At 68.5% G+C, this 21,947-nt stretch carries 28 protein-coding genes; 20 read left to right on the top strand and 8 right to left on the bottom strand.

Annotated elements, in window-relative coordinates; all coding sequences use genetic code 11:
• The first annotated feature begins 2 nt into the window (after positions 1-2).
• Positions 3-578, top strand: a complete 576-nt coding sequence (locus tag ABZX92_RS37560) for a YbaK/EbsC family protein (protein ID WP_355570222.1) — start codon at positions 3-5, stop codon at positions 576-578.
• Here ABZX92_RS37560 and ABZX92_RS37555 read toward each other — a convergent pair.
• Positions 555-1,622 carry a hypothetical protein gene (locus ABZX92_RS37555; protein ID WP_355570221.1) on the bottom strand — a complete coding sequence of 356 codons (1,068 nt, stop codon included), beginning with the start codon at positions 1,620-1,622 and terminating at the stop codon, positions 555-557. The genes ABZX92_RS37560 and ABZX92_RS37555 overlap by 24 nt on opposite strands.
• 128 nt (positions 1,623-1,750) lie before the next feature.
• On the opposite strand from ABZX92_RS37555, the gene ABZX92_RS37550 reads away from it, so the two are divergent.
• The 7 genes from ABZX92_RS37550 (at position 1,751) to ABZX92_RS37520 (ending at position 6,606) form a co-directional block, all read left to right on the top strand.
• Positions 1,751-2,725: an aminotransferase class III-fold pyridoxal phosphate-dependent enzyme gene (locus tag ABZX92_RS37550; protein ID WP_355570220.1), complete on the top strand. Its 975-nt coding sequence runs from the start codon at positions 1,751-1,753 to the stop codon at positions 2,723-2,725.
• 104 nt (positions 2,726-2,829) lie between these two features.
• Complete coding sequence (locus ABZX92_RS37545) at positions 2,830-2,994, top strand: hypothetical protein (RefSeq protein ID WP_355570219.1); 165 nt, start codon at positions 2,830-2,832, stop codon at positions 2,992-2,994.
• 85 nt (positions 2,995-3,079) lie between these two features.
• Complete coding sequence (locus ABZX92_RS37540; RefSeq protein ID WP_355570218.1) at positions 3,080-3,598, top strand: putative T7SS-secreted protein; 519 nt, start codon at positions 3,080-3,082, stop codon at positions 3,596-3,598.
• Positions 3,595-4,392: a hypothetical protein gene (locus ABZX92_RS37535; protein ID WP_355570217.1), complete on the top strand. Its 798-nt coding sequence runs from the start codon at positions 3,595-3,597 to the stop codon at positions 4,390-4,392. The genes ABZX92_RS37540 and ABZX92_RS37535 overlap by 4 nt, the downstream gene beginning before the upstream one ends.
• Entirely contained in the window at positions 4,389-5,735 is a 1,347-nt protein-coding gene (locus tag ABZX92_RS37530; RefSeq protein ID WP_355570216.1) for a hypothetical protein, read from the top strand. The genes ABZX92_RS37535 and ABZX92_RS37530 overlap by 4 nt, the downstream gene beginning before the upstream one ends.
• 2 nt (positions 5,736-5,737) lie before the next feature.
• Entirely contained in the window at positions 5,738-6,199 is a 462-nt protein-coding gene (locus ABZX92_RS37525; protein ID WP_355570215.1) for a hypothetical protein, read from the top strand.
• A gap of 8 nt (positions 6,200-6,207) precedes the next feature.
• Complete coding sequence (locus tag ABZX92_RS37520; RefSeq protein ID WP_355570214.1) at positions 6,208-6,606, top strand: YbaB/EbfC family nucleoid-associated protein; 399 nt, start codon at positions 6,208-6,210, stop codon at positions 6,604-6,606.
• A 1-nt stretch (position 6,607) separates the two neighbouring features.
• Here ABZX92_RS37520 and purU read toward each other — a convergent pair whose 3' ends face one another.
• Genes purU through ABZX92_RS37500 form a run of 4 tightly spaced genes read right to left on the bottom strand, consistent with a single transcriptional unit; the run spans position 6,608 to position 9,505 of the window.
• Positions 6,608-7,459, bottom strand: a complete 852-nt coding sequence (gene purU, locus ABZX92_RS37515; protein ID WP_355570213.1) for a formyltetrahydrofolate deformylase — start codon at positions 7,457-7,459, stop codon at positions 6,608-6,610.
• A 36-nt stretch (positions 7,460-7,495) separates the two neighbouring features.
• Positions 7,496-8,221, bottom strand: a complete 726-nt coding sequence (locus ABZX92_RS37510; RefSeq protein ID WP_355570212.1) for a maleylpyruvate isomerase N-terminal domain-containing protein — start codon at positions 8,219-8,221, stop codon at positions 7,496-7,498.
• A gap of 10 nt (positions 8,222-8,231) precedes the next feature.
• Positions 8,232-9,038 (bottom strand): class I SAM-dependent methyltransferase, encoded by an 807-nt coding sequence (locus ABZX92_RS37505; RefSeq protein WP_355570211.1) that lies wholly within the window; start codon positions 9,036-9,038, stop codon positions 8,232-8,234.
• Positions 9,017-9,505, bottom strand: coding sequence for a DUF2505 domain-containing protein (locus ABZX92_RS37500; protein ID WP_355570210.1), 489 nt, complete (start codon positions 9,503-9,505; stop codon positions 9,017-9,019). Before ABZX92_RS37500 ends, ABZX92_RS37505 begins: the two co-directional genes overlap by 22 nt.
• Between ABZX92_RS37500 and ABZX92_RS37495 the strand changes: the two genes are divergently transcribed.
• A complete protein-coding gene (locus tag ABZX92_RS37495) occupies positions 9,504-10,604 on the top strand; it encodes a UDP-N-acetylmuramate dehydrogenase (protein WP_355570209.1) in 1,101 nt (366 codons plus the stop codon). The genes ABZX92_RS37500 and ABZX92_RS37495 overlap by 2 nt on opposite strands.
• 78 nt (positions 10,605-10,682) lie before the next feature.
• Positions 10,683-11,687, top strand: coding sequence for a hypothetical protein (locus ABZX92_RS37490; protein WP_355570208.1), 1,005 nt, complete (start codon positions 10,683-10,685; stop codon positions 11,685-11,687).
• On the opposite strand, the gene ABZX92_RS37485 is transcribed toward ABZX92_RS37490, so the two are convergent.
• Both ABZX92_RS37485 and ABZX92_RS37480 read right to left on the bottom strand, forming a co-directional pair.
• Positions 11,650-11,814, bottom strand: a complete 165-nt coding sequence (locus ABZX92_RS37485; RefSeq protein ID WP_355570207.1) for a hypothetical protein — start codon at positions 11,812-11,814, stop codon at positions 11,650-11,652. The genes ABZX92_RS37490 and ABZX92_RS37485 overlap by 38 nt on opposite strands.
• A gap of 49 nt (positions 11,815-11,863) precedes the next feature.
• Positions 11,864-12,598, bottom strand: a complete 735-nt coding sequence (locus ABZX92_RS37480; RefSeq protein ID WP_355570206.1) for an SDR family NAD(P)-dependent oxidoreductase — start codon at positions 12,596-12,598, stop codon at positions 11,864-11,866.
• A gap of 93 nt (positions 12,599-12,691) precedes the next feature.
• Between ABZX92_RS37480 and ABZX92_RS37475 the strand changes: the two genes are divergently transcribed.
• The 8 genes from ABZX92_RS37475 (at position 12,692) to ABZX92_RS37440 (ending at position 19,962) form a co-directional block, all read left to right on the top strand.
• Positions 12,692-13,831 carry an Ig-like domain-containing protein gene (locus ABZX92_RS37475; RefSeq protein WP_355570205.1) on the top strand — a complete coding sequence of 380 codons (1,140 nt, stop codon included), beginning with the start codon at positions 12,692-12,694 and terminating at the stop codon, positions 13,829-13,831.
• 58 nt (positions 13,832-13,889) lie between these two features.
• Complete coding sequence (locus ABZX92_RS37470) at positions 13,890-14,639, top strand: alpha/beta hydrolase (RefSeq protein WP_355570223.1); 750 nt, start codon at positions 13,890-13,892, stop codon at positions 14,637-14,639.
• Positions 14,636-15,883 carry a D-inositol-3-phosphate glycosyltransferase gene (mshA, locus tag ABZX92_RS37465; RefSeq protein WP_355570204.1) on the top strand — a complete coding sequence of 416 codons (1,248 nt, stop codon included), beginning with the start codon at positions 14,636-14,638 and terminating at the stop codon, positions 15,881-15,883. Before ABZX92_RS37470 ends, mshA begins: the two co-directional genes overlap by 4 nt.
• Entirely contained in the window at positions 15,880-16,359 is a 480-nt protein-coding gene (locus ABZX92_RS37460; protein ID WP_355570203.1) for a YbjN domain-containing protein, read from the top strand. Before mshA ends, ABZX92_RS37460 begins: the two co-directional genes overlap by 4 nt.
• Before the next feature lie 145 nt (positions 16,360-16,504).
• Positions 16,505-17,284 carry a DUF4349 domain-containing protein gene (locus tag ABZX92_RS37455; RefSeq protein ID WP_355570202.1) on the top strand — a complete coding sequence of 260 codons (780 nt, stop codon included), beginning with the start codon at positions 16,505-16,507 and terminating at the stop codon, positions 17,282-17,284.
• Positions 17,285-17,683: 399 nt separating this feature from the next.
• Complete coding sequence (locus ABZX92_RS37450; protein ID WP_355570201.1) at positions 17,684-19,249, top strand: AMP-binding protein; 1,566 nt, start codon at positions 17,684-17,686, stop codon at positions 19,247-19,249.
• Positions 19,250-19,312: 63 nt separating this feature from the next.
• Positions 19,313-19,522 (top strand): hypothetical protein, encoded by a 210-nt coding sequence (locus tag ABZX92_RS37445; protein ID WP_355570200.1) that lies wholly within the window; start codon positions 19,313-19,315, stop codon positions 19,520-19,522.
• A 194-nt stretch (positions 19,523-19,716) separates the two neighbouring features.
• On the top strand, positions 19,717-19,962 hold the full coding sequence (locus ABZX92_RS37440) for a hypothetical protein (RefSeq protein ID WP_355570199.1): 246 nt from the start codon (positions 19,717-19,719) through the stop codon (positions 19,960-19,962).
• Here ABZX92_RS37440 and ABZX92_RS37435 read toward each other — a convergent pair.
• Positions 19,946-20,584, bottom strand: a complete 639-nt coding sequence (locus tag ABZX92_RS37435) for a TetR family transcriptional regulator (RefSeq protein WP_355570198.1) — start codon at positions 20,582-20,584, stop codon at positions 19,946-19,948. The genes ABZX92_RS37440 and ABZX92_RS37435 overlap by 17 nt on opposite strands.
• A gap of 59 nt (positions 20,585-20,643) precedes the next feature.
• Between ABZX92_RS37435 and ABZX92_RS37430 the strand changes: the two genes are divergently transcribed.
• Together ABZX92_RS37430 and ABZX92_RS37425 are read left to right on the top strand one after the other, a co-directional pair.
• Positions 20,644-21,087, top strand: coding sequence for a VOC family protein (locus ABZX92_RS37430; RefSeq protein ID WP_355570197.1), 444 nt, complete (start codon positions 20,644-20,646; stop codon positions 21,085-21,087).
• A gap of 5 nt (positions 21,088-21,092) precedes the next feature.
• On the top strand, positions 21,093-21,839 hold the full coding sequence (locus tag ABZX92_RS37425; protein WP_355570196.1) for a phosphoglyceromutase: 747 nt from the start codon (positions 21,093-21,095) through the stop codon (positions 21,837-21,839).
• Positions 21,840-21,947 lie beyond the last annotated feature (108 nt).

Here is a 21,947-nt window from a genome sequence, read left to right as displayed (position 1 = left end):
GCCTGAGAGAGCGCTGGCAGGATGGTGGGGTGTGGACCATCGCTGGGTCGTTGGAACCCGTGCCTGTGCTTTCGCGGCTTGATCTGGTGCCTGCGCCGGTCGAGGCCGCGCTGAAGGAGCTGGACGGCGCTGACCGTGTCGCTGTCGCCGAGATCGACGCGTCGTTGGCGGACACCGCCGAGTTCTGCGCGCACTACGGCTCGCCTCTGGAAGCCTCGGCGAACTGCGTGGTCGTCGCGGGCAAGCGCGGCGGCGAGATCCGTTATGCAGCCTGCATGGTGCTCGCGACCATGCGCGCGGACGTGAACGGCGTGATCCGCAAGCGCCTCGACGCGCGCAAGGCGTCGTTCGCGCCGATGGACGAGGCTGTGGCGTTGACGGGCATGGAGTACGGCGGCATCACGCCCATCGGGGTGCCCGCGGACTGGCCGATCCTGGTGTCGCCGGAGGTGGCCGCCGCCCCTGAACTGGTCGTGGGCAGCGGCATCCGGGGCAGCAAGATCCTCATCCCCGGCGACGTCCTGATGAAGCTGCCCGGCGCCGAGGTGCTGGACCTAGCTCGCGTACTTGAGCAGTAGCTCGATCGCCTCGTCGACGTCGTCCGTGACGAGGATCCACTGCTCGGCTTCGCGGCCCTGCGCGAGCTTCTGCACGAGCGGCGCGGCCGGCACCTCGTCGGTCCAGAAGTCCTTGCCCAGGAACACCATGGGCGCGGCCGGGCCGACGCTGCCGTAGTAGTTCTGGGTGAAGTCCTGGAAGACCTCCTGGACGGTGCCCGCCTTGCCCGGCGTGTAGACGATGCCGCCGGTCGCGACGGTGAGCAGGCCCTCCTCGCGCACCGAGTTCGCGAAGTACTTGGCGTGCAGCTCGCAGGCCGGGTTGGGCGGCTCGTGGCCGTAGAACCACGTCGGGATGCCGATCGTGCGCGGCGTCGCGAAGCTCGGGACCTCGGGGAACGCGGCGAGCCACTTGCCGATCGACTCGTCGTCGTGCCCGAACGACGGTGCCTGCGCGAGGCAGTTGAGGACGTCGCGATCCGCTTCGCCGAGACGAACGCCCAGCGGCACGGCCTCCATCGCGCCCGGACCGCCGCCGGTCAGCACCGTGAAGCCGGACTTGCCCAGCGCGGCACCGAGCAGCACCGCGTTGCGGTAGCCGTCCGACCCGCGGGCCAGCGCGTGACCGCCCATGACCGCGACCGGCGAGCCCGTCAGCGTCTCGTCCAGGGCCTCGGTGATCGAGTGGTCGTGCAGGCGTTCGGCCAGCGCGTGCAACGGGTCCGGGTGGTGGCCCTGCTGTTTGCTGTGCTTGTAGATCACCGCGTCCGGGGTGTCGGCGTACGACTTCGGGTTCGCCGGGTCGAAGCCCGCGAACAGCTCAGCCGGCGTGTAGAGCTTCGACCGGTACACCTCGTAGGGCAGGTCCGGGATGACCGGGAAGATCAACGCTCCCGCGGCGTCGGCCCGCCGTTGCATCGTCTCGCTCAGCGTGCAGCCGAGCAGCAGTGCCCCGTCGATCGGCACCCGCACGTCCTCGCGAGTCAGGTCCAGCCCGATGATGACGGCTTTGCGCAGGTCAGGCTCTGCCCGCAGCTGCTCGAGGTCGGTGATTTCGATCCGCACGAGAAAAAGCCTATGCCTCGGGCGAACCAACGTGCCGTGGAATCCGAATGAGTAGTGGGAACCAGAGGTCCGCTCGCCACCCCGACGAGCGGCCGCGGGCCGCGCTGCCCACGAAAGGTTCCCCCGCAATGGCCACCGAAATGCTGACCGGCTGCGCCGCCCGTGGCGCCCGAGTGGTAGATCCCCACCGCGTCGAGTACCTGGACTGCGGCGGTTACGGAGTTCCGCTGCTCGGCCACGCCCACCCGGCTGTGGTGCAGGCGGTGGTCGGCCAGGTGCGCCGGCCGTCACTGCTGGACCGCCTCATGCTCGACCTGGTCACGCCCAACGGCCTCGACCATGTGCACACGTTCCCGTCGGCTTCCGAAGCTGCCCAGTTCGCCGTGGCACTCGCACAAGCCAATGGCCGCCCACGAGTGTTGACGACCGGCGAAGTCCCGTACGGCGGCATCGACTCGTTGCGTGCCGTCCTGGCCTCCGGACCTCCAGCGTGCGTACTCGTCGAACCGGTGCGTGGCGCGTCCCTTCCACCTGACGGCTATCTGCGCGCGATCTCCGAGGTCTGCCGCGAACAGAACGCGTTGATGATCGTCGACGAAACGCGGACGGGGCTGGGGCGCCTCGGTGTGTGGTGGGGCTCTGACATCGATGGCGTGACGCCGGACATCCTGCTGGTGGGCGAAGGCCTGTCCGGTGGCGTGCTCCCGATCGCCGCCGTCGTGGCCTCGGCCGACGTCGAGGTGCCGTTGTGGCGCGGCCCGGACGAGGTCTCGCCACTGGCTGCCGCCGCCGTCAACGCCTGCCTGCGCGTCACAGCCTCCGAAGGCCTGGTCGAACGCGCCAAGCTGCTCGGCGACGAACTGCTGTACGGCTTGCGAGCGGTCGTCGCGGGCAAGGCGCACGCCTCCGGACGCGGCCTGCTGCTCGGCGTCGAACTGCCGGACAAGCGCGCCGCCGACATCTTCACCGGCGAGCTGCTGCGTTCCCGTGTGCTGGCTGACTTCCGCGGCCGGACGGTGAGCTTCACCCCTCCTGCCGTCATGTCGGCCGCGGACGCCGGGTGGCTGGTCGAGGCCGTGGGCAGGGCCGCGGCCAAGATCTGACGTCCGCCCGGCACGCACCGCGCCCTCCTGCCGAGATCCACGCAGGGGTGCGCGGTGCGTCTTGTTCCAGTCCTGGCAGTGCTGTTGCTGAGCGGCTGCAGGTGATGCTGAAGGCTGAGAAGATCACCGACCCGGTCGTCGACGAGATCGTCGAGATCGCCTGCCGGGAGTGCTGGCGCGGTACCTGGGAGACCGGAGAGCCGGTGCGCGACGGCAAGGTCGACCTGCCACCCGAGCTGGAAGCCGGTGAGCTCGAACCGGGCCGCTGAGTAGTTCCGCTCATGTTGTCCGGTTCGCTGTGCGGGCCGTCTCCCCGTCGTGGTTTGCTCTTGCGCGACTGAACGGGGGCTGAGGGTGTACGGGAATCCGGACGAGCTGGACCGCATCGCGGGTGAGATCGAGAAGCGCGCCGAATCGGTCCGCACGCATGGCACGGACATGAACGACCGCGCGCGTGCCATGCAGTGGAAGTCGGTGGCGGCCGACCGCTGTCGCGACACCGTCGACGGAGACAAGCGCAAGCTGTTCGAGGCTGCGGAAGGCCTGGACGGAGCCGCGGCCGTGCTGCGGCAGCACGCGCAGGAGGTGCGCGAGATGATCGCGGCGATCAAGCGGATCGCGGAGGCCGTCGTCGGCTGGTTCAACAGTGCGATCGACACCTTCAACCGCGCTGTCGACGCGTTCAACAACGCCGTGAAGGACATCGCGAACGGCGTCGCCGACGCCCTCGGCTTCGGGGGCGGAAACCCGCCACAACCGCCGCAGCCACCGTGGAACGGCTGGAAGTGGGGCCCGGACAACCTGCCTCCGCACGGCGACAAGGCGTGGCTCGAGGTCGGCGACTACATGCGCGGCCAGGGAGTGCCCGCGTGACCCCGCCACCGCACCGGCTGATCCTGTCCGCCGGTGAATTCGCTTACCTGGTCGAGAAAACCGGCGCCGACCTGCCACCGGACTGGATGCCCGCCGCCGACGTCCACATCGGACCCGCCGAGGCCGGCCTCACCAAGAAGCGGGTCGTGACCGGCGTCGGCGACGAGGCAGAGGTCCACCCGTCGGTCGAGCGCAACCTCCAGATCCTCGCCGGGCCAACGGTTCTGCTGGACACCATCGCGTCGATCGGCGACAAGAGCTCGCACAGCGTCCACGCCGTCAACGGCCCGTTGGGCGCTTCGCTCTTCGCCTTGGGCGAGGGTGCGGTCGAACTGTCCATGTTCGCCTCCGTCGACCTGGGCAAGGAACTGATCCGCGCCGTGCCCGTGGCGGACCCTGCCGGCGCGAGCCTCGAATCACGCCTCGGCGGTGGCGAGTCCGAGCCGCTCCAAGGCCGCCTGCCTTTGGAGGCCTTGCAGGAGATGGGTGCCGCCAGGCTGTTCCGCGCCGCCGACCCGGAAGCCCCGGCAGCCGTGGTCGACGCGCTGAAGCTCACCGGCGACGAGGCGATTTTGGCTCGCAACGTCGCCGAGCAGGCCGACGGCGCCCTGCGCTGCCTGGTCATCTGGGCCAACGGCACGTCCCAGGTCAACTGGGTGCACACGGCGGGCGGCTGGAGCGGCCTCGACCCGGACCCGGACGGCTCACACCGCCGCATGGTGCGCATCGAACCGGCCGGACGTGAAGATCTGGGCACCTGGGTGGCGCCCGCGGTGGCGGGAGCACTGGCATGACGGTCAAGAACATCGAGGTCTCGGGCGGCGCCGGCGGTTTCGACGCCAAGTACGAAGATCTCGCCAAGATGGGCGACCTCACCGCGGACGTCGCCGGCGACACCCTCAAGACCGCGGCCGCCGGCCACAAGTTCCTGGTCGAACCGGACGTGCTCGCCTCCTCGCTGCTCAACCCCGGCGGTGTGGTCAAGTTCGAGGCGGCTATGGCGGTCGCCCTCGACGGCCCGAACGGCCTGACCGCCACCTCGGCGGGCATCGGGCTGCGCGGCGAAGCCTTGAAGGCCACCCGCATCGCCTACGAGATGGCGGACGAGCTGGCCGCGAAGGGCCTGGACGCGGGCCGCTGGTTCGCGGGCCTCGCGGTGGCGACCAACCCGCTCGGTGCCGCGGTGGTCGGCGGCGGTGCGATCGCCACCGACGTGTACCTGAACTACGACGGCGACTGGGAGAAGTGGCTGGTCAACCACCCCGGAATGGTCGACAACCTGGTCGGAATGACGCCAGGGATGCTCAGCGCGCTGGGTATTCCGATGGACCTCGCCACCAGCCTGGACCTCCTGGCGGCCACGTACCCGGACAGTGACGCCAAGGTGAGCGACTCGCGGACCTCGAACCCGGATGAACCGAAGAACTTGGGTGATCTGCTCGACGGCCTGGCAAGGCGCAATGACTCCACGGCGCACGAGGACAAGGACAATCCCGACCCGGCCAACCTGGACGTCCAGATCATCCGGGACGCGAACGGCAAGGTGACCGGCTACGTGGTGGACGTTCCGGGGACGAAGGAGTGGAACGCACCGTTTACAACAAAGGGCGCGAACGACCTGGGGACCAACGTGGATGCCATGGCGGGCAACAACACCGTGCTGCAGAAAGGCATTGAGGAAGCGTTGCGCAGGGCGGGTGCTCAGGACACCGGTGCCCCGGTCATGCTGGTGGGCCACAGCCAAGGCGGCATCGTCGCCGCACAGTCGACAACGGACCTCGTCGCTCACGGGTACAACGTGACCCATGTGCTCACCGCTGGTTCTCCGGTCGGGCGGATCGATGTTCCAGGAAATGTGCAAGTGCTTTCACTGGAAAACCGCAACGATATCGTTCCTCGTCTCGACGCGTCCGAGAACCCGGACGGGGCCAACCGCACCACGGTGCAGTTCGACAATCAGCAGAACACCGTCGCCGGAAATCACAAGATCGAGGGAAACTACGCGGGCGTTGCTCGTCAGCTCGATCAGGGCGGGAATCCTTCTGTGCAACGGTACAAGGATGGCCTGGGTGCGTTCACCGGTGGGAGTTCGTCCGAGATGCACACGTATCGCGTTGATCGTGAAGGCGAGCAGTAGAAATGACCATGTTGCGCGTGGCAGCTACATTGTCCGCACTCGCGATGCTGGCCGGATGTGGTGGAGGGATGACAGAGTCGGAGAAGGTCAACAAGGCCAATGACGAGCTGGGCAAGAAGATCGCTGCGGACTGGCAGGCCGTGCCGGGGGTAGCTGCTGTCAGGTACGAATACCGTCACAGCGTCAGTACTCAGGCAATCGGGCTGGATGCCGCACTGAAACCCGAGACGGCGTCGGACGCGTTGGTTCAGGAACTCATCGAGATTGTCAAGAGGGACTATTGGCAGAGCGCTACCGACCTTGTCTTTTCGGCGGCGATCTACCGTTCCAACGAGCTTCCTGACGGTCCCACCCAGGACAAGTCCACCATCATGTTCAACGGTCCGATCAAGATTGACATGTACGACAAAGCGCAAGTGGCCGAGTTGAACGCGAAGTACGGTCCGAAGCCGGAGAAGAAATGAGCAGCTCGATGACCCCCGACGAATGGCTCGCCGACTTCGAGGCCAAGACGGCCGAGCTCCAGCGCAACGCCGCCAAGTTCCGCCGCAACCTCGAATCCGCCGGCACGACCGTGACGAGCGAGGACAAGTCCGTCACCGTCACGGTCGCCTCGAACGGCGCGCTGCTCGACCTGAAGATCGAGGGCGACACCGAGCTGTCCGCGAGGATCATGGAGCTCACCAGGACCGCGCGCGAGCAGGCCGCGTCGAACGTGCTCGGCGAGTTCCGCCAGGTCGTCGGCAGCCACGTGAACGAGCTGGACACCGACGTGTCCGTCCCGGCGCCACCTGCGCCCCAGCAGAAGAAGGTCGAGCAGCTCGAAGAAGACCTCAGCGAGACGACGGTCTACCGCAAGGAGAGCTGGTAGCTCAGAAGATCACCGTCTGGTTGCCGTGCACCAGCACCCGGTCCTCCAGGTGCCACCGGAGTCCGCGCGCCAGCACCACCTTCTCGATGTCGCGGCCCTTGCGCACCATGTCCGCCACGGAGTCGCCGTGGTGCACGCGCAGCACGTCCTGCTCGATGATCGGCCCCGCGTCGAGGTCGGCCGTCACGTAGTGGCACGTGGCGCCGACCAGCTTCACGCCGCGGCGGTGCGCCTGGTGGTACGGGCGCGCGCCGATGAACGACGGCAGGAAGCTGTGGTGGATGTTGATCGTGCGGCCGGACCACGCGGCGCACAGCTCCGGCGGCAGGATCTGCATGAAGCGAGCGAGCACCACGGCGTGCGGGTCGTGCTTGTCGACCAGCTGACGCAGCTGGGCGAACGCGGCCTGCTTGCCCTCCGGGTCGTTCAACGGGAACGGCACGTGGTGGAACGGGATGCCGTGCGCGCGCGTGATGTCGCCGAGCTCCGGGTGGTTGGCGATCACGGCCGACACCTCGACGTCCAGCTCACCCGTCGAGACGCGGGCGAGCAGGTCGTAGAGGCAGTGGCCTTCGCGAGACGCCAGGATCACCACGCGCTTGCGGACGCCCGTGTCCGTCACCGTCCACGTCGACTGGGCGCCCAAACCCGAAGCGACCTCCGCGAACTGGGACCGCAGCTCGTCCACACCGAACGGCAGGGAGTCCGCGCGGACTTCCTGGCGCGTGAAGAACCAGCCCGTCTCCGGGTCGGTGTGGTACGCGGCCTCGACGATCCAGCCGCCGTTGTCCGCGAGGAACGACGAGATCCTCGCGATGATGCCGGTGCGGTCCGGGCAGCCGAAGGTGATCACATAGCGACGCTCAGGCGATGACACCGGCTGAAGTATTCACGGCCTGGGCAGCGCCGCCAACAGGGACTCGTCGCCGGAGACGATCGCGTGGTTCGGACGCGCGTAGACGGCTCGGTAGACCGCGTCCGCCCCGCCCGCGAGAGTGGCGTCGGCGTCGAAGGCCGAGTCGTGCACCGCGCTGAGGACCAGCGGCTTGCCCTCGGCCAGCGTGACGTCCCACGCGCGGCCCGCGTCGGCGGCGTGCACCAGGATCCGCCCGGTCGCGGTGACCGGAGTGCCCAGCTCGATCCGGCGGGCCACCAGCACGGTCAGGTACTCGTCGATGCCGTCCGCGGCGAACTCCGGGTCGAACACCAGTGCCGGCAGTTCGTGGCCGATCGCGAGCTCGGCGTCCAGGCGGTGGATCGACGTCTCGTGTGCCTGCCTGCGCGACCAGAAGGCGGCGCGGAAGGAGTGGTCGAAGGTCCACGCGGGACGATCGACAGGAGTCTCGCGCAACCGCTCCAGCAGCAACGAAAGCCCGGTGTCCCACCAGGAAAGCGCCTCGTCGAAGTCACGTGGCGCCTTCACCCATTCCGGACGGCCGTCCTCGGGTGCGGTGACGACCGCCCGCGCCGCCCACGTGTGCACCTCGGCCATGTGCCGCACCAGCTTCAGCACTGTCCACTCAGGACAAGAAGGAACCGGTGCGTCCGCGCCTGCCTTGATGGCGGCCGAACGCATCAACGAAGCCTGGGTCTCGATCTGCGCGACGTAGTCCACGAGACCCACACTAGGGCGCGACGGCCGCCCATTCGAGGGAGATTTCACCGAGGCGCCAACGACGGCGGTCGTCCACCACCGGCCAGCCGCGTTCGACCAGCAGCCGCGCCGACTCCACCCACCGCGCACGAGGCCCGAACGGGGCGAAAGGCGCTGCCGTGGCCCAGCACGCGTCCAGTTCGGCCAGCAGCGCGTGCACCCGCTCGCCCGGCACGTTCTTGTGGATCAGCGCCTTGGGCAGCCTCTCCGCGAGATCAGACGGCACGTCGATCCCGGAGGGTTTGCACGCCAGCGTGAACGTCTGCGGCCCGTCCGCCGAAAGAGTCACCCACGTGCACCGGCGCCCGATCTCGTCACAGGTGCCCTCGATCACGAGCCCACCGGGAGCCATGCGCGAGAGCATCGTGTCCCACGCCTCGAACGACTGCTCCTCGGTGTACTGCCGCAGCACGTTGAAGGCGCGCAACAACACCGGCCGCGCGCCGGCGAGTTCGAACCCACCGCGCCGGAAGTCGAGCCACGGCGGGTCGGCGACGGCCTTGCCCGCGTCGACCCGCTCCTGATCGATCTCCAGCCCGAGCACGCGCACGTCAGGCCGCACGGCGCGCAGCCGCAAAGCCATCTCGACGGTGGTGATCGGCGACGACCCGTACCCGAGGTCGACCACGAGCGGGTCGGCGGCGTCACTCAAGAACGACGAGAGCGTCCCCGTCATCCACCGGTCGACCCGGCGCAGGCGGTTCGGGTTGGTCGTGCCGCGCGTCGGCAGGCCGAGCGCACGGGCCCGGCCGGCCGCTAGCCGCGGTTTGCGAGCCATTCCGACGTGAACTCGCTCTCCTTGTCCAGCAGCACCGCGACCTGCTCGGCGATCACCTTCTCGAGCTTGCCGCCCATCAGCGGGATGGAGACCTTGACCTCCCCCGTGAGGGTGAGCTTCGAGCCCGATCCGTTGCCCGTGATGGTGAACCCGCCGTCGAGCCGCCCCGGCACACCGGACAGCGTGACCTCGACCGTGCCCGCGCCGGCCGCCCAGCTCTCGACGCGTTTGATCACCAGGTCGCCGCCCAGCAGCGACTTCGCCATCGACGGCAGGTGCTCGGCAGGCACACCCTGCTTGAGCTCGTAGGACGCCTTCCCGTCGGACGACGAGAACGACACGAGCTCGGCGTTCGTGCCGCCGATCGCGGCCAGCCGGTCCCGCAGATAAGTCTCGTCGACCAACGCGCCGAAGACCTTCTCCGCCGAATGGGGTGACGTGGTGTGGTGCTCGATGCGGCGTGCCATGTCGCGGAGGCTACCGTTGACGCCTGTGACCACCACGCAGTCCGTACCTCTGGCCGAGCGCACCACGCTCCGACTCGGTGGCCCGGCCGCGCGGTTCGTCCACGCCACGACCGCCGCTGAGCTGGTCGAAGCCGTGCGAACAGCCGACGCCGCAGCCGACGAGAAAGTCCTCGTGCTCGGCGGCGGGTCGAACCTCGTGATCTCCGACGGCGGCTTCGACGGCACGGTCGTGCACGTCGCCACCAAGGGTTTCCGGCTCGACCCGCTGGGCGGCGGGATCGTCCAGTTCACCGTCGAGGCCGGCGAGGAGTGGGACGCCGTCGTCGCCGAAGCGGTCGCGCAGGGCCTCGGCGGGCTCGAGTGCCTGTCCGGCATCCCCGGCCTGAACGGCGCCACGCCGGTGCAGAACGTCGGCGCGTACGGCGTCGAGATCTCCCAGGTGCTGCAGTCGGTGGATCTTCTCGACCGGCGCAGCGGCAAGGTGCACCAGGTGCCCGCCGCCAAGCTGGGCCTCGACTACCGCACCTCCGTGCTCAAGGGCACGGACAACGCCGTCGTGCTGCGCACCAGGTTCTCGTTGACCGCGGGCGGCATGTCCGCGCCGATCCGCTACGCCGAGCTGGCGCGCGTTCTCGGTGTGTCGCAAGGTGATCGCGTGCCGGCGGACGAGGCCCGCAAGGCCGTCCTGGAGCTGCGCCGCGGCAAGGGCATGGTGCTCGACGCCACGGACCACGACACGTGGAGCGCCGGCTCGTTCTTCACCAACCCGATCATCGACGACGCGACGTTCACCGGCGTGCTGATCCGCATCGCCGAACGCCTCGGCCACGACGTGAACGTGCCGACCTACCCCGCGGGCAACGGCCAGAAGAAGCTCTCCGCGGCCTGGTTGATCGAACGGGCGGGCTTCCACAAGGGCCACCAGGGCCCCGGCGGCCGGGTGTCGTTGTCCAGCAAGCACACCCTGGCCCTGACGAACCGCGGCGGCGCCTCCACCGAGGACCTGCTCGACCTGGCGCGCGAGGTGCGCGACGGCGTGCGGGCGGCGTTCGGCGTGGAACTGCACCCGGAGCCCGTCTTCGTGGGCGTTCAGCTGTAGGTCTGTCCGGGTGACTCCATGTGACGAACCGTGACGCGGCGTGTTTCATGGATGTATAGGGGCGGAACGGAGGTCGCCATGAGCTACCTCGACGAGGCCGCGCTGGCGGTCATCAGGCCGATCAAGCGCATGGTCGAAGACGAGTTCCTCACCCGGCCGGGCGTGATCGGCGTCGACATCGGCGAGAAGTACACCGCCGGTCTCCCGACGGGCAAAGCCGCGATCGTGGTCTACGTGTGCGCCAAGGGGCCGCAGCACCCGCAGCAGATCCCCGCGGAGGTCGGCGGCGTCCCGACCGACGTCGTGGCCGAGTCGATCGTGCTGCACCGCGCGCGGATCACCCGCGTCTCGGACGAGCAACCCGTTGCGGCGGAACGGCATCCGATCCTGCGCGGTGGCATCGGCATCGGTCCCGCGCGGTCGTTCCGGGTCGTCCCGCCCGAGGTCGAGAAGGCGGGTGAGTACGTGATCGCCGGCACGCTCGGCGCGTTCGTGGTCACCAAGGACGCCGCGCGGAAGGTGTTGGGGCTCACCACTTTCCACGTCGGCTGCGTCGACGACTCGTGGGCGGTGGGCGACGAGTTCGTGCATCCGTCCAGAGTGGACGGTGGGGTTCCCGGCGCCGACGAGATCGCGGTCCTGGATCGCGCGGCACTGGCCGGGTCGGTCAGCGCGGCAGGCTTGAAGATGGGCGCGCGGCCGTTCCGCGCGGAGATCATCGACATCGGCGCGATCACCGCCACGGCGAAGGCCGCCATCGGCTCGACAGTGCGCAAACGAGGCCGCACCACCGAGCTCACCTACGGCGTGATCGTCTCCACGGACGCGACGCTCAAGCTCGACTTCGGCGACGGGATCGGCGTCCGGACGTTGCGCGACCAGATCCGCGTGCATTCTTCGGAACGCTTCGGTGACCACGGCGACTCTGGCGCGGTGCTCGTCGACGCCGACAACCGCGTCGTCGGCCTGTACGTCGCCGGATCGGGCTCGACCGGGTTCGCGAACCCGATCGAGCCCGTCCTGCGTCAGCTGGACGTGGAACTGCTCACTCGCGGTGTGCCCGAGTCGCGACAGGCGCGGTAGCGGCCCCGGCGTCCGCGCATCCGGGATACGCCTGCGGGATGCCGCACGCGGCTGCGGAGGCGACAGGCACGAACGTGAGCGCCAGCACCGCCGCGGCCGCCATGGCGACCGTGGTCTTCCTGATCATGGTTCCCCCACTGGATCATGGCGGAGCCCCCTGCTCCGCCATGATCAGTCTAGAGATCGCGGTGTGCCCGAGTCGCGGAGGCTTGAGCCCGCGGCTTGAGCACGATCGTGTCGATGTTCACGTGCGACGGCCGGGTGACCGCGAACGAGATGACGTCCGCCACTTCGTCGGCGGTCAGCGGCGTGATGCCCTCGTAGACCTTGGCCGCGCGGTCCGTGTCGCCGCCGAACCGGTTGGCCGAGAAGTCGGTCTGGACCATGCCCGGCAGGATCTCGGTGATCCGCACCGGCTGCCCCAGCAGTTCGCCCCTCAGCGTCCGGTGGAGCGCCGACTGGGCGTGCTTGGCGCTCGTGTACCCGGAGCCGTTGTCGTAGGCCTCGACAGCCGCGATGGACGTCACGGAGACGATGTGCCCGTCGCCGGACGCGATCAGCTTCGGGATGAACGCCTTGGTCACCAGCAGGGTGCCGAGGACGTTCGCCTCCCACATCCAGCGCCACTCGGCCGGATCACCCTCGGCCACGGTCGACAGCCCGCGCGCGCCACCCGCGTTGTTCACGAGGACGTGAGCTTCGGGTACCCCGTCCGCGAAAGCGGCGACGGAGGCTTCGTCGGTGACGTCCAGCTCGATGGCCGTCCCGTCGATCTCCTTCGCGATAACGTGGAGACGGTCCAGGCGACGTGCGCCGAGCACGACGTGGAACCCCTCGGCGGCGAGTCGCCGGGCGGTGGCTTCGCCGATGCCCGCGCTGGCTCCGGTCACTACTGCGACAGGTCGATTCACGACCTCGATCGTAGGCGGCCGAACCGGGTGTGACCGACATCACTCGCACCCGAGGGTCCTGCTGCACGTCCACCATGGTGGGAGGTCGAAACCGTGAAGAGAACACTTGTCGCGCTGGTCGCCGGACTGACGCTGCTGACCGGATGCTCGAGTGTCGAGGCGGGGAAACCCAGTGCGGACACGTCACAGCCGTCCGCGAAGGTCACCCTGTCCCCGGTGGACGGCACCAAGGACGTGCAGGTCACGTCCCAGGTCCAGGTCAGCGTGGTGGACGGGACGATCGAGTCCGTCGCGCTGAAGTCGCCAGAGGGCAAGGACGTCAAGGGCACGCTCACCGAGGACAAGGCGGGCTGGACGGCCGCCGAGCCGCTGGGCTACGGCAAGACGTACAGCTACTCCGGCAAGGTCGTCGGCAAGGACGGCAGGCCTGTTGAGCTCAAGGGCTCGTTCACGACCGTCGCGCCCGGTACGCAGACCCGCGCGACGCTCTGGCCGGGCGACGGCCAGACGGTCGGCGTCGCGGCGCCGATCATGGTCAAGTTCGAGGCCCCGGTCGAGGACAAGGCCACCGTCGAGAAGGCCCTCAAGGTCACCAACTCGGCGAACATCACCGGCACGTGGGCCTGGCTCAACGCCCAGGAAGTGCACTACCGGCCGGAGAAGTACTGGCCCGCGAACACCACGATCAAGGTCGAGGCCAAGCTCTACGGCGTCAACTACGGCGGCGGCGCGTTCGGCAAGGCCGACGTGACCAGCGATTTCACCATCGGCCGCAACCAGGTCGTGAAGATCGACAACCCGACGCACCAGCTCGTGGTCCTGCGCGACGGCCAGCAGGTCGCCTCGTACCCGGCCTCGTTCGGACTGGACGCCGACGCGGAGCGCACCACGCCCAACGGCACATTCGTGGTCATGTCGAAGAACGACACGTTCTCGTTCGACAACCCGCGCTACGGCTACACCAACGTCGTGAAGAAGTGGGCTGTCCGGTTCTCGAACCACGGCGAGTTCATCCACGAGAACAACGACAACGCGGGCAACATCGGCAAGAACAACACCTCGCACGGCTGCGCGAACCTGCTGGAAGCCGACGCCAAGGCGTACTACGACTCGGCGATGATCGGCGACCCGGTCGAGGTGACCGGCTCCATCACGACGCTGCCGGCCCAGTTCGACTGGTACGACTGGCAGATCCCGTGGGACCAGTGGAAGAGCAAGTCCGCGGCGAAGTAGGACCAACGGGAATTCGTCCCCCGACCAGGTCGTTTGTACTCGTGTGCACTTGACACACGTGACGGCGGCCGGCGGGGGACGACTGGCCGTCCGTGAGGCAGGACCGCCGGACGCGCCGCCGGTGGTGCTCATCCACGGCTGGGCGCAGACGGGTGCGGTCTGGGACCTGCCCGACTTCCGGACTTACGCCGTTGACCTGCGAGGACACGGCGAGTCCGATGACTTCGGCGACTACCGCGATTCCGCCCAGTGGGCCGCGGATCTCAACGCCGTTCTGGAACACACCGGCCCCGCGACCGTCGTCGGATGGTCCTACGGCGGGCTCGTCATCACGGACCACCTCCGCGTCCACGGCACCAAGCTGATCAACGCGCTGGTGTTCGTGAGCGCGATCACCGAGATCGGCCGTGGCCGCCCGGGAGGCGCCACCGGCCCCGTGATGCGCGCCGCATTGCCGGCCGCCATCACCGACGACGAGGCGATGGCCGGCTTCTGCCGGGCCATGGCACCCGCTCTACCTGCTGAGACGGTCGCCGAACTCACAGCTTCCGCGACGTCCGTGAGCCATAAAGTGCGAGGTGAGCTGTTCCGCAGGGATGTGGGCAGCGCCGACGTGTTGAAGGCAGTCGACGTGCCGACCCTGATCGTGCACGGAACTCAAGACGAGGTGGTCGCCCCTGCCGCCGCCGAGTACTCCGCCGCCCTGATCCCCGGAGCCGAGTTGAGCCTGTACCCCGACACCGCGCACGCGCCCTTCCTGGAACGGCCCGCGCAGTTCCTCTCCGACCTGTTGCGGGTGGTCCGGTGAAGCGAGTAGCGGTGCTCTCCGTCCACACCTCGCCGCTGGAGCAGCCGGGGACGGGTGACGCGGGCGGCATGAACGTCTACATCGTGCAGACGGCCACGCGGATGGCTCAGCGGGGTGTCGAGGTGGAGATCTTCACCCGCGCCACGTCGTCGGACCTGCCGCCGGTGGCCGAGCTGGCGCCGGGCGTGCACGTCCGGCACATCGCGGCCGGGCCGTTCGAGGGGCTGGGCAAGGAGGAGCTGCCGGGTCAGCTCTGCGCGTTCTCGGCGGGTGTCTTACGCGCCGAGGCACGCCACGAGCCCGGCTACTACGACGCGATCCACTCGCACTACTGGCTGTCCGGGCAGGTCGGCTGGCTCGCGCGGGAACGCTGGGGCGTGCCGCTCACGCACACCGCGCACACGCTGGCCAAGGTCAAGAACCTGGCGCTGGCCGAGGGGGACGCGCCGGAGCCGCGGATGCGCGTGATCGGCGAGGAGCAGGTGGTCAACGAGTCGGACAGGCTCGTGGCCAACACCGACATCGAGGCCAGCGAACTGATCAAGCTCTACGACGCGGAGCCGTCCAAGGTCGCCGTCGTGCCACCTGGTGTCGACCTGGACAGGTTCACGCCGGGCGACCGTCAGAAGGCCCGGCACTGGTTCGGGATTCCGCAGGACGCGATCGTGCTGGCCTTCGTCGGCCGGATCCAGCCGCTGAAAGCTCCTGACGTGCTGCTGCGTGCGGCCGCGGAGATGCTGGTACGCGATCCCGGGCTGCGGTCGAAGCTCGTCGTGCTGATCGTCGGCGGGCCTTCCGGGTCTGGCCTGGAGCAGCCGAAAGCGCTGGAAGAACTGGCTGCGCAGCTGGGGATCGCGGACGTGGTGCGGTTCCTGCCGCCGCAGCCGGGGCCGACGCTGGCCGAGGTCTACCGGGCAGCCGACCTGGTGGCGGTGCCGAGCTACAACGAGTCGTTCGGGCTGGTCGCGCTGGAGGCCCAGGCGTGCGGGACGCCCGTGGTCGCGGCGGCCGTCGGCGGGTTGCCGGTGGCGGTCAACGACGGGGTGTCCGGGGTGCTCGTGCACGGGCACGAGGCGGACGAGTGGGCTGCGGCGATCGGCGGGGTCGCGTTGCCGCAGAGGGAGCACCTGGCGAGCAACGCCGTGGGGCATGCGCGACGCTTCTCGTGGGACCGCACGACTGACGCCCTGCTGACGGGGTATCAAGAGGCGGCAGAGGTGTTCCGCCGGGAGGTTTTCGCTTGAGCGTGGATGGTGTGATCAAGGCTTTTCTCGACGAGAGGGAGCTGAAGTACGACCGGAGCGAACCCGGCAAGTTCTTCGTGACGCTGCCGGGCACGAAGAAGCTGCAGACCAACGTGTGGCTGGTCGAGACGAAGCACGCGCTGGTGGTCGAGGCGTTCGTGTGCCGGCGTCCCGACCAGTCGTTCGAGGACGTCTACCGGTTCCTGCTGCGGCGCAACGCCCGGCTCTACGGCGTGCACTACACGATCGACGCCGAGGGTGACATCTACCTGGTCGGCCGGGTCGGCAAGCACGCCGTGACGCCCGACGAGCTGGACCGCGTGCTCGGTCAGGTGCTGGAGGCGGCCGACGGCGACTTCAACCCGCTGCTGGAGATCGGGTTCGCCGATGCGATCCGGCGGGAGTGGGCGTGGCGGGTGTCGCGCGGTGAGTCGCTCGCGAACCTGCAGGCGTTCCAACATCTCGTTTCGGACTAGTTCGGATATACGCGGCAACTCCCGGTCTGCCCGGATCCGTCCGATGGGCATGGGTAGACCAGTGCTTTGGGTGGGAGTCGCGTTGCTGGCCCTGGTAACCGCGGGGTGTGGCAGCAACACGAAGTCTGATTCGGGGTCGGCGGCGATGGACAACGCCGCTCCGCAGGTGGCGCAGAACCCCGTGGCGCCGCAGCAGAAGCCGGGGCAGGAGAACGCCCCCACGCCGGCGGCCGTGCAGCCGGTGCAGCAGCAGGAACGCCAGTTGGTGCGCACGGCCACCGTGGACCTGCGCAGTGACGACGTGCTGGGCGCCATCCGGTGGGTGAAGGACAAGGCGCAGGGCGTTGGCGGGTTCGCGGGGCAGGAGAACTCGACGAAGGAACGCGGGACGGTGACCGTGCGCGTGCCGTCCGCCGACCTGGACAGGGTCGTGGACGACCTCGGCAAGGCCAAGGTCGGCGAGGTGACCCGCAGCGAGATCCGCAGCGAGGACGTCACGGACCAGTTGGTCGACACCGAGTCGCGGATCGCGACCCAGAAGGCCAGCGTGGATCGGCTCCGCGTGCTGTTCGAGCGCGCTGGGACGACGGCGGAGATCGCGCAGGTCGAGAGCGAGCTGACCAAGCGGCAGGCCGAGCTGGAGTCGATGCAGCGGCGCAGCGAGTCGCTGAAGGGCAAGGTGGCTCTGGCGACGCTGACCGTGCAGGTCAGCGTCACGCCGATCACTCCGCCCGCGCCCGCGGAAGCCGGGTTCGGCTCGTCGTTCGTGGCGGGCTGGGAAGCGGTGGTCGAGGTGTTGCAGGGGATCACCGTGGTCATCGGTGCGCTGCTGCCGTTCGTGCTGGTGCTCGCGCTGCCGGTGGCCGCGTTGATCTACGTGCTGCGGCGCCGGAAGCGTGTCACTCGAACGAACGAAGCAGCATGATCAAGTTCTACTGAGAGTAGTCCTTTGTGATGCGCGGAACGGCTCGGGAGAGAGGGGGAGTCGCATCGAGCCGTCCCGCGTCAAAGGTCCCCGCTGCAGTGGATCCGTGGACGGGGGGAGCCTGCGGATCCCAAGCGGGCCACGCGATTCGACGGGGGATGACGAACCGCGCTCGGTGCCTCGCGCTCGTCGAGTAAGCGTGGGAGCCGACTCGCGGAGGCGGTATCAACTTCTCAGATACATCATTGCGTTCACAAGTGCTTGTATTACTCCATTCGAGTGTATTTAGACGCGCTAAGTAACGTATCTGTAGCGATTGAGCGGTCCTTGACCTGTTCAGTGGGCTGGCTCACGATGAGCCCACAGGCTGGGTGTACAGCGAGTGAATGAGGTCGCCGCATGGTCTTTCGCAGTCCGTTCCCCGACGTCGAGATCCCCGATGTGTCGCTGCACCAGCTGTTGTTCGGTGACATCGCCGACCGGGCGGACCGGGTTGCGCTGATCGACGGCATGTCCGGCGCGTCGCTCACGTACGGCCAGCTCGCCGGCATGATCGACAGGCTGGCCGCCGCACTGGCCGCGCGCGGCATCGGCAAGGGCGACGTGGTCGGCATCCTCAGCCCGAACACGCCGTACTACGCCGTCGTCTTCCACGGCATCCTGCGTGCGGGCGCCACGGCGACCACCATCAACGCGCTCTACACGCCCGACGAGGTCGCGCACCAGCTGCACGACGCCGGCGCGAAGATGCTGTTCACGGTCTCGGTGCTGCTGCCGAACGCCGCTCCGGGCGCCGCGAAGGCAGGTGTCACGGAAGTCGTCGTGCTGGACGGCGCCGAGGGCTACCCGTCTCTCGGTGAGCTGCTCGCGAACGACCACCCGGTGCCCGAGGTGGAGATCAACCCGGCCGAGGACATCGCCGTGCTGCCGTACTCGTCCGGCACGACCGCGCTGCCCAAGGGCGTGATGCTGACGCACCGCAACCTCGTCGCGAATCTCGTGCAATGCGGCCCAATTCTTTCGGATGTTGGTCCGCACACGCGAATTCTTGCGGTTCTGCCGTTCTTCCACATTTACGGCATGCAGGTCTTGATGAACAACGGCCTGTACATCGGCGGTGTCGTCGTGACGCTGCCGAAGTTCGAGCTGCCGGAGTTCCTCCGCGTGATCGCCGAGCACAAGACCGACCGCGTCTACATCGCACCGCCGGTCGCCGTCGCGCTGGCGAAGCACCCGATCGTCGACAACTACGACCTGTCCGCGATGAAGATGCTCTTCTCCGGCGCGGCGCCGCTGGACGAGGACCTGGCCGACGCGGTGAAGAAGCGCATCGGCTGCAAGATCGCGCAGGGTTACGGCATGACCGAGATGTCGCCGGTCAGCCACGCCATCCCGGACGGCCGCGAGGACATCTCGATCGGCACCGTCGGCGTGATCATCCCCAACCTGGAGTGCCGCCTGGTCGACCCGGCCACGGGCGAGGACGTCGGCGTGGGCGAGCGCGGCGAGCTCTGGTGCAAGGGCCCGAACATCATGAAGGGCTACCTGAACAACGCCGAGGCCACCGCCGCGACCATCGACGACGACGGCTGGCTGCACACCGGTGACGTGGCGGTCATCGACGCCGACGGCATCGTCTCGATCGTCGACCGGGTCAAGGAACTGATCAAGTACAAGGGCTACCAGGTCCCGCCGGCCGAGCTCGAAGCCGTGCTGCTGACCCACGACGAGATCGCCGACGCGGCGGTCATCGGCGTGCGCGACGCGGACGGCGAGGAGGTCCCGAAGGCCTTCGTGGTGCGGCAGACCGACTCGACCCTGGACGGCGACGCGGTGATGGCGTTCGTGGCCGCGCACGTGGCGCCGCACAAGAAGGTCCGCGTGGTGGAGTTCATCGAGGCGATCCCGAAGTCGGCCGCCGGCAAGATCCTCCGCAAGGACCTGAGGGCACGCGAACAGGCCTGAGATGCGGCTTTCGAGAGGCCCCGGCAGGATGCTGCCTGGGGCCTCTCGGCGTTGGAGGAAGGCATGAACGACTCGATCGACCAGCAGGTGGAGAACGCCGCGGGCAGTGGCGACCTGGACCAGCTGCGCAGGCTCGCCGCCGCCGGTTCGTCCGACGCGGAGGACGTGCTCGTGGAGCTGGCCGGCGAGCGCGGTGACGTCGACGAGCTGCGCCGCTTGGCCGCCGGGGGCAACAGCGACGCCCTGGACGTGCTGGAGGAGCTGGAGTCCTGAGCTGCCTTGCTGGTCTCGGCGTCCGATTCCTGCAGGTTGGAAGCACTTGCTGAGGGGTGATCAGGCGTCACCGCACGTCTGGGCCACGTTCGATGCCCTTCTCACCACTCGGCGCCCGCGGCCGCTCGCCGAGGGTGGTCGCGTCCCTACGGTCGATCTCACGGAAGTGAAGATCGACCAGTTGAGGGGTTTCCATGAGTCGGGGATTCGCACGTGTCGCAACGACTGCCGCCGTCGCGGCCGGGCTGGTGCTGGGAGTGGGTGGAACCGCCTTCGCGTCCCAGGTCGTCGGGGTGTACCCCACCCAGAAGTCGTGCAACACCGAGGCGGCCCGCCGGATGGTGCAGGGCATCGGTTCCGGCCATCCGGTGAAGCTCCGCTGCGAGTACAACGCCTCGCCGTTGGGCGGGGCGGGCGTCTGGTTCATGTACCAGGACTGAGCAGCGTCTGCTGCAAGGTGCCGGCCAGCCAGTCGCGATAGCGATCGGCTGGCCAGCCCAGCAGCTGGAACACGTGCGGCGACAACATCGTCACCAGCACGTCCGCCACGGCATCCGCGTCGAGCTCCTCGCGCACTTCTCCGGTGCCGACCAGCGCTTCCGCGAGCGCCCGGCAGTTGGCGCGCATGGCGTGCTCGCCCTCGTCCGAGATCCGCCGCATGTCCGCATCGGCACCGGACGACTCGATCCCGGCCATGATCAGCGCACCGGCCCGCTTCAGCACGGTCCCGTTGCGCGCCACCATCTCCGCGATCATCCGGCCCGCCGCGGAGGCCTGGAGCACCGCCGCGAACTCCGGCCGGTCGCGCATCGCCACCGGCTCCTCATCGCCGGCGATCGCCACGTTCAGGGCGTCCTGGAAGATCTCGACCTTGTTCTTGTAATGCGTGTACACGGTCCGCTCGGACACGCCCGCCTCAACAGCGATCTTCTTGATCGACGTCGCGACGAACCCGTCCCGCGCGAACAGCCGGTGGCCCGCGTCCCGCACCAGCAGGCGCGTGGCGGCCGCCCCCTGCTCCCGCAGCGGTGAGCTGTACGAACGCTTGACTTCCTCACTCATCGAGCGCAGTCCAACCGCATTCGTTGCACAGTGTCTGCACTCAAAATCCGGGGGCAGTGATGGCGCAGCTCAGAGGCATCAGAGGCGTGAAGATCCCGGTGACCGACCTCGCCAGGAGCATCGACTGGTACGGCGAGGTGTTCGGTTTCGAGGTCGAGTGGGAGTTCGCCGACGCGGACGAGGTCGTGCGCGGTGTCGTGGGCAAGGTGAGCAACGGAGCCACCGGGCTCGCCCTCCGCCTCAACCCGGAGAAGGCGCGGGCGATCGCCGGGTTCGACCCGGTCAACTGGGCCGTGGAGACCAGAAAAGACCTCCAGGAGTGGATCGAGCACCTCGACGAGCTGGGCATCGGCCACTCGCCGGAGATCGAGGCGAGCATCGGCTGGCTGCTGGTCTTCAACGACCCGGACGGCCTGGAGATCCACGTCTACACCGACGAGTCCCATGGCGTGGATCACGGTGACCGGCCGGGGTACGGCAGGAGGGTCGACATGGCAGGCTAGCTGCCATGTCTGTCGGAACCTTGGTGCTGCTCCGCCACGGCGAGAGCACGTGGAACGCGGAGAACCTGTTCACCGGATGGGTGGACGTTCCCCTGTCGGAGAAGGGCGAGCGGGAGGCCCGCCGCGGCGGCCAGCTGCTCAAAGAAGCCGGTGTGCTGCCGGAGATCCTGCACACCAGCCTGTTGCGCCGGGCGATCATGACCGCGAACCTCGCGCTCGATGCCGCCGACCGGCACTGGATCCCGGTCAAGCGCGACTGGCGCCTCAACGAGCGCCATTACGGCGCGTTGCAGGGCAAGAACAAGAAGCAGACGCTGGAGGAGTTCGGCGAGGAGCAGTTCATGCTCTGGCGCCGGTCCTACGACGTCCCGCCGCCGCCCATCGAGCCCGGCAGCGAGTACTCCCAGGACACCGACCCGCGCTACGCGGACCTCGGCCCCGACCTGCCGCTGACCGAGTGCCTGCTCGACGTCGTGAAGCGCATGCTCCCGTACTGGGACGAGGTGATCGTGCCGGACCTGCGCACCGGCAAGACCGTCCTCGTGGCCGCGCACGGCAACTCGCTGCGCGCGCTCGTGAAGCACCTCGACGGCATCTCGGACGAGGCCATCGCTGGCCTGAACATCCCCACGGGCATCCCCCTGCGCTACGACCTCGACGAGGACCTGAACCCCCTGAAGCCGGGTGGCGAATACCTCGACCCGGACGCCGCCAAGGACGCCATCGCGGCAGTCGCGAACCAGGGCCGTTAAAACGTCACGCGGGGGCCCCGCGTTTCCTTCCGGGAAACGCGGGGTCCCCCCGTGTCAGTTCGACAAAAGGATAAACGAGACCGGGGGGGGGACGCCGGGGGGCCCGGG

Source organism: Lentzea sp. NPDC006480 (assembly GCF_040611995.1).
GTDB lineage: Bacteria > Actinomycetota > Actinomycetes > Mycobacteriales > Pseudonocardiaceae > Lentzea.
Note: the sequence above shows the minus strand (reverse complement) of the source record. Positions and strands in the feature narration are given on the sequence as shown.

Coding starts and splice junctions, on each gene's coding strand:
- ABZX92_RS37550 (WP_355570220.1), top strand. CDS start 1,751: ATGGCCACCGAAATGCTGACCGGCTGCGCCGCCCGTGGCGCCCGAGTG.
- ABZX92_RS37545 (WP_355570219.1), top strand. CDS start 2,830: ATGCTGAAGGCTGAGAAGATCACCGACCCGGTCGTCGACGAGATCGTC.
- ABZX92_RS37530 (WP_355570216.1), top strand. CDS start 4,389: ATGACGGTCAAGAACATCGAGGTCTCGGGCGGCGCCGGCGGTTTCGAC.
- ABZX92_RS37525 (WP_355570215.1), top strand. CDS start 5,738: ATGACCATGTTGCGCGTGGCAGCTACATTGTCCGCACTCGCGATGCTG.
- ABZX92_RS37520 (WP_355570214.1), top strand. CDS start 6,208: ATGACCCCCGACGAATGGCTCGCCGACTTCGAGGCCAAGACGGCCGAG.
- ABZX92_RS37505 (WP_355570211.1), bottom strand. CDS start 9,038: ATGGCTCGCAAACCGCGGCTAGCGGCCGGCCGGGCCCGTGCGCTCGGC.
- ABZX92_RS37495 (WP_355570209.1), top strand. CDS start 9,504: ATGTCGCGGAGGCTACCGTTGACGCCTGTGACCACCACGCAGTCCGTA.
- ABZX92_RS37500 (WP_355570210.1), bottom strand. CDS start 9,505: ATGGCACGCCGCATCGAGCACCACACCACGTCACCCCATTCGGCGGAG.
- ABZX92_RS37490 (WP_355570208.1), top strand. CDS start 10,683: ATGAGCTACCTCGACGAGGCCGCGCTGGCGGTCATCAGGCCGATCAAG.
- ABZX92_RS37485 (WP_355570207.1), bottom strand. CDS start 11,814: ATGATCAGGAAGACCACGGTCGCCATGGCGGCCGCGGCGGTGCTGGCG.
- ABZX92_RS37455 (WP_355570202.1), top strand. CDS start 16,505: ATGGACAACGCCGCTCCGCAGGTGGCGCAGAACCCCGTGGCGCCGCAG.
- ABZX92_RS37450 (WP_355570201.1), top strand. CDS start 17,684: ATGGTCTTTCGCAGTCCGTTCCCCGACGTCGAGATCCCCGATGTGTCG.
- ABZX92_RS37445 (WP_355570200.1), top strand. CDS start 19,313: ATGAACGACTCGATCGACCAGCAGGTGGAGAACGCCGCGGGCAGTGGC.
- ABZX92_RS37440 (WP_355570199.1), top strand. CDS start 19,717: ATGAGTCGGGGATTCGCACGTGTCGCAACGACTGCCGCCGTCGCGGCC.
- ABZX92_RS37435 (WP_355570198.1), bottom strand. CDS start 20,584: ATGAGTGAGGAAGTCAAGCGTTCGTACAGCTCACCGCTGCGGGAGCAG.
- ABZX92_RS37430 (WP_355570197.1), top strand. CDS start 20,644: ATGGCGCAGCTCAGAGGCATCAGAGGCGTGAAGATCCCGGTGACCGAC.
- ABZX92_RS37425 (WP_355570196.1), top strand. CDS start 21,093: ATGTCTGTCGGAACCTTGGTGCTGCTCCGCCACGGCGAGAGCACGTGG.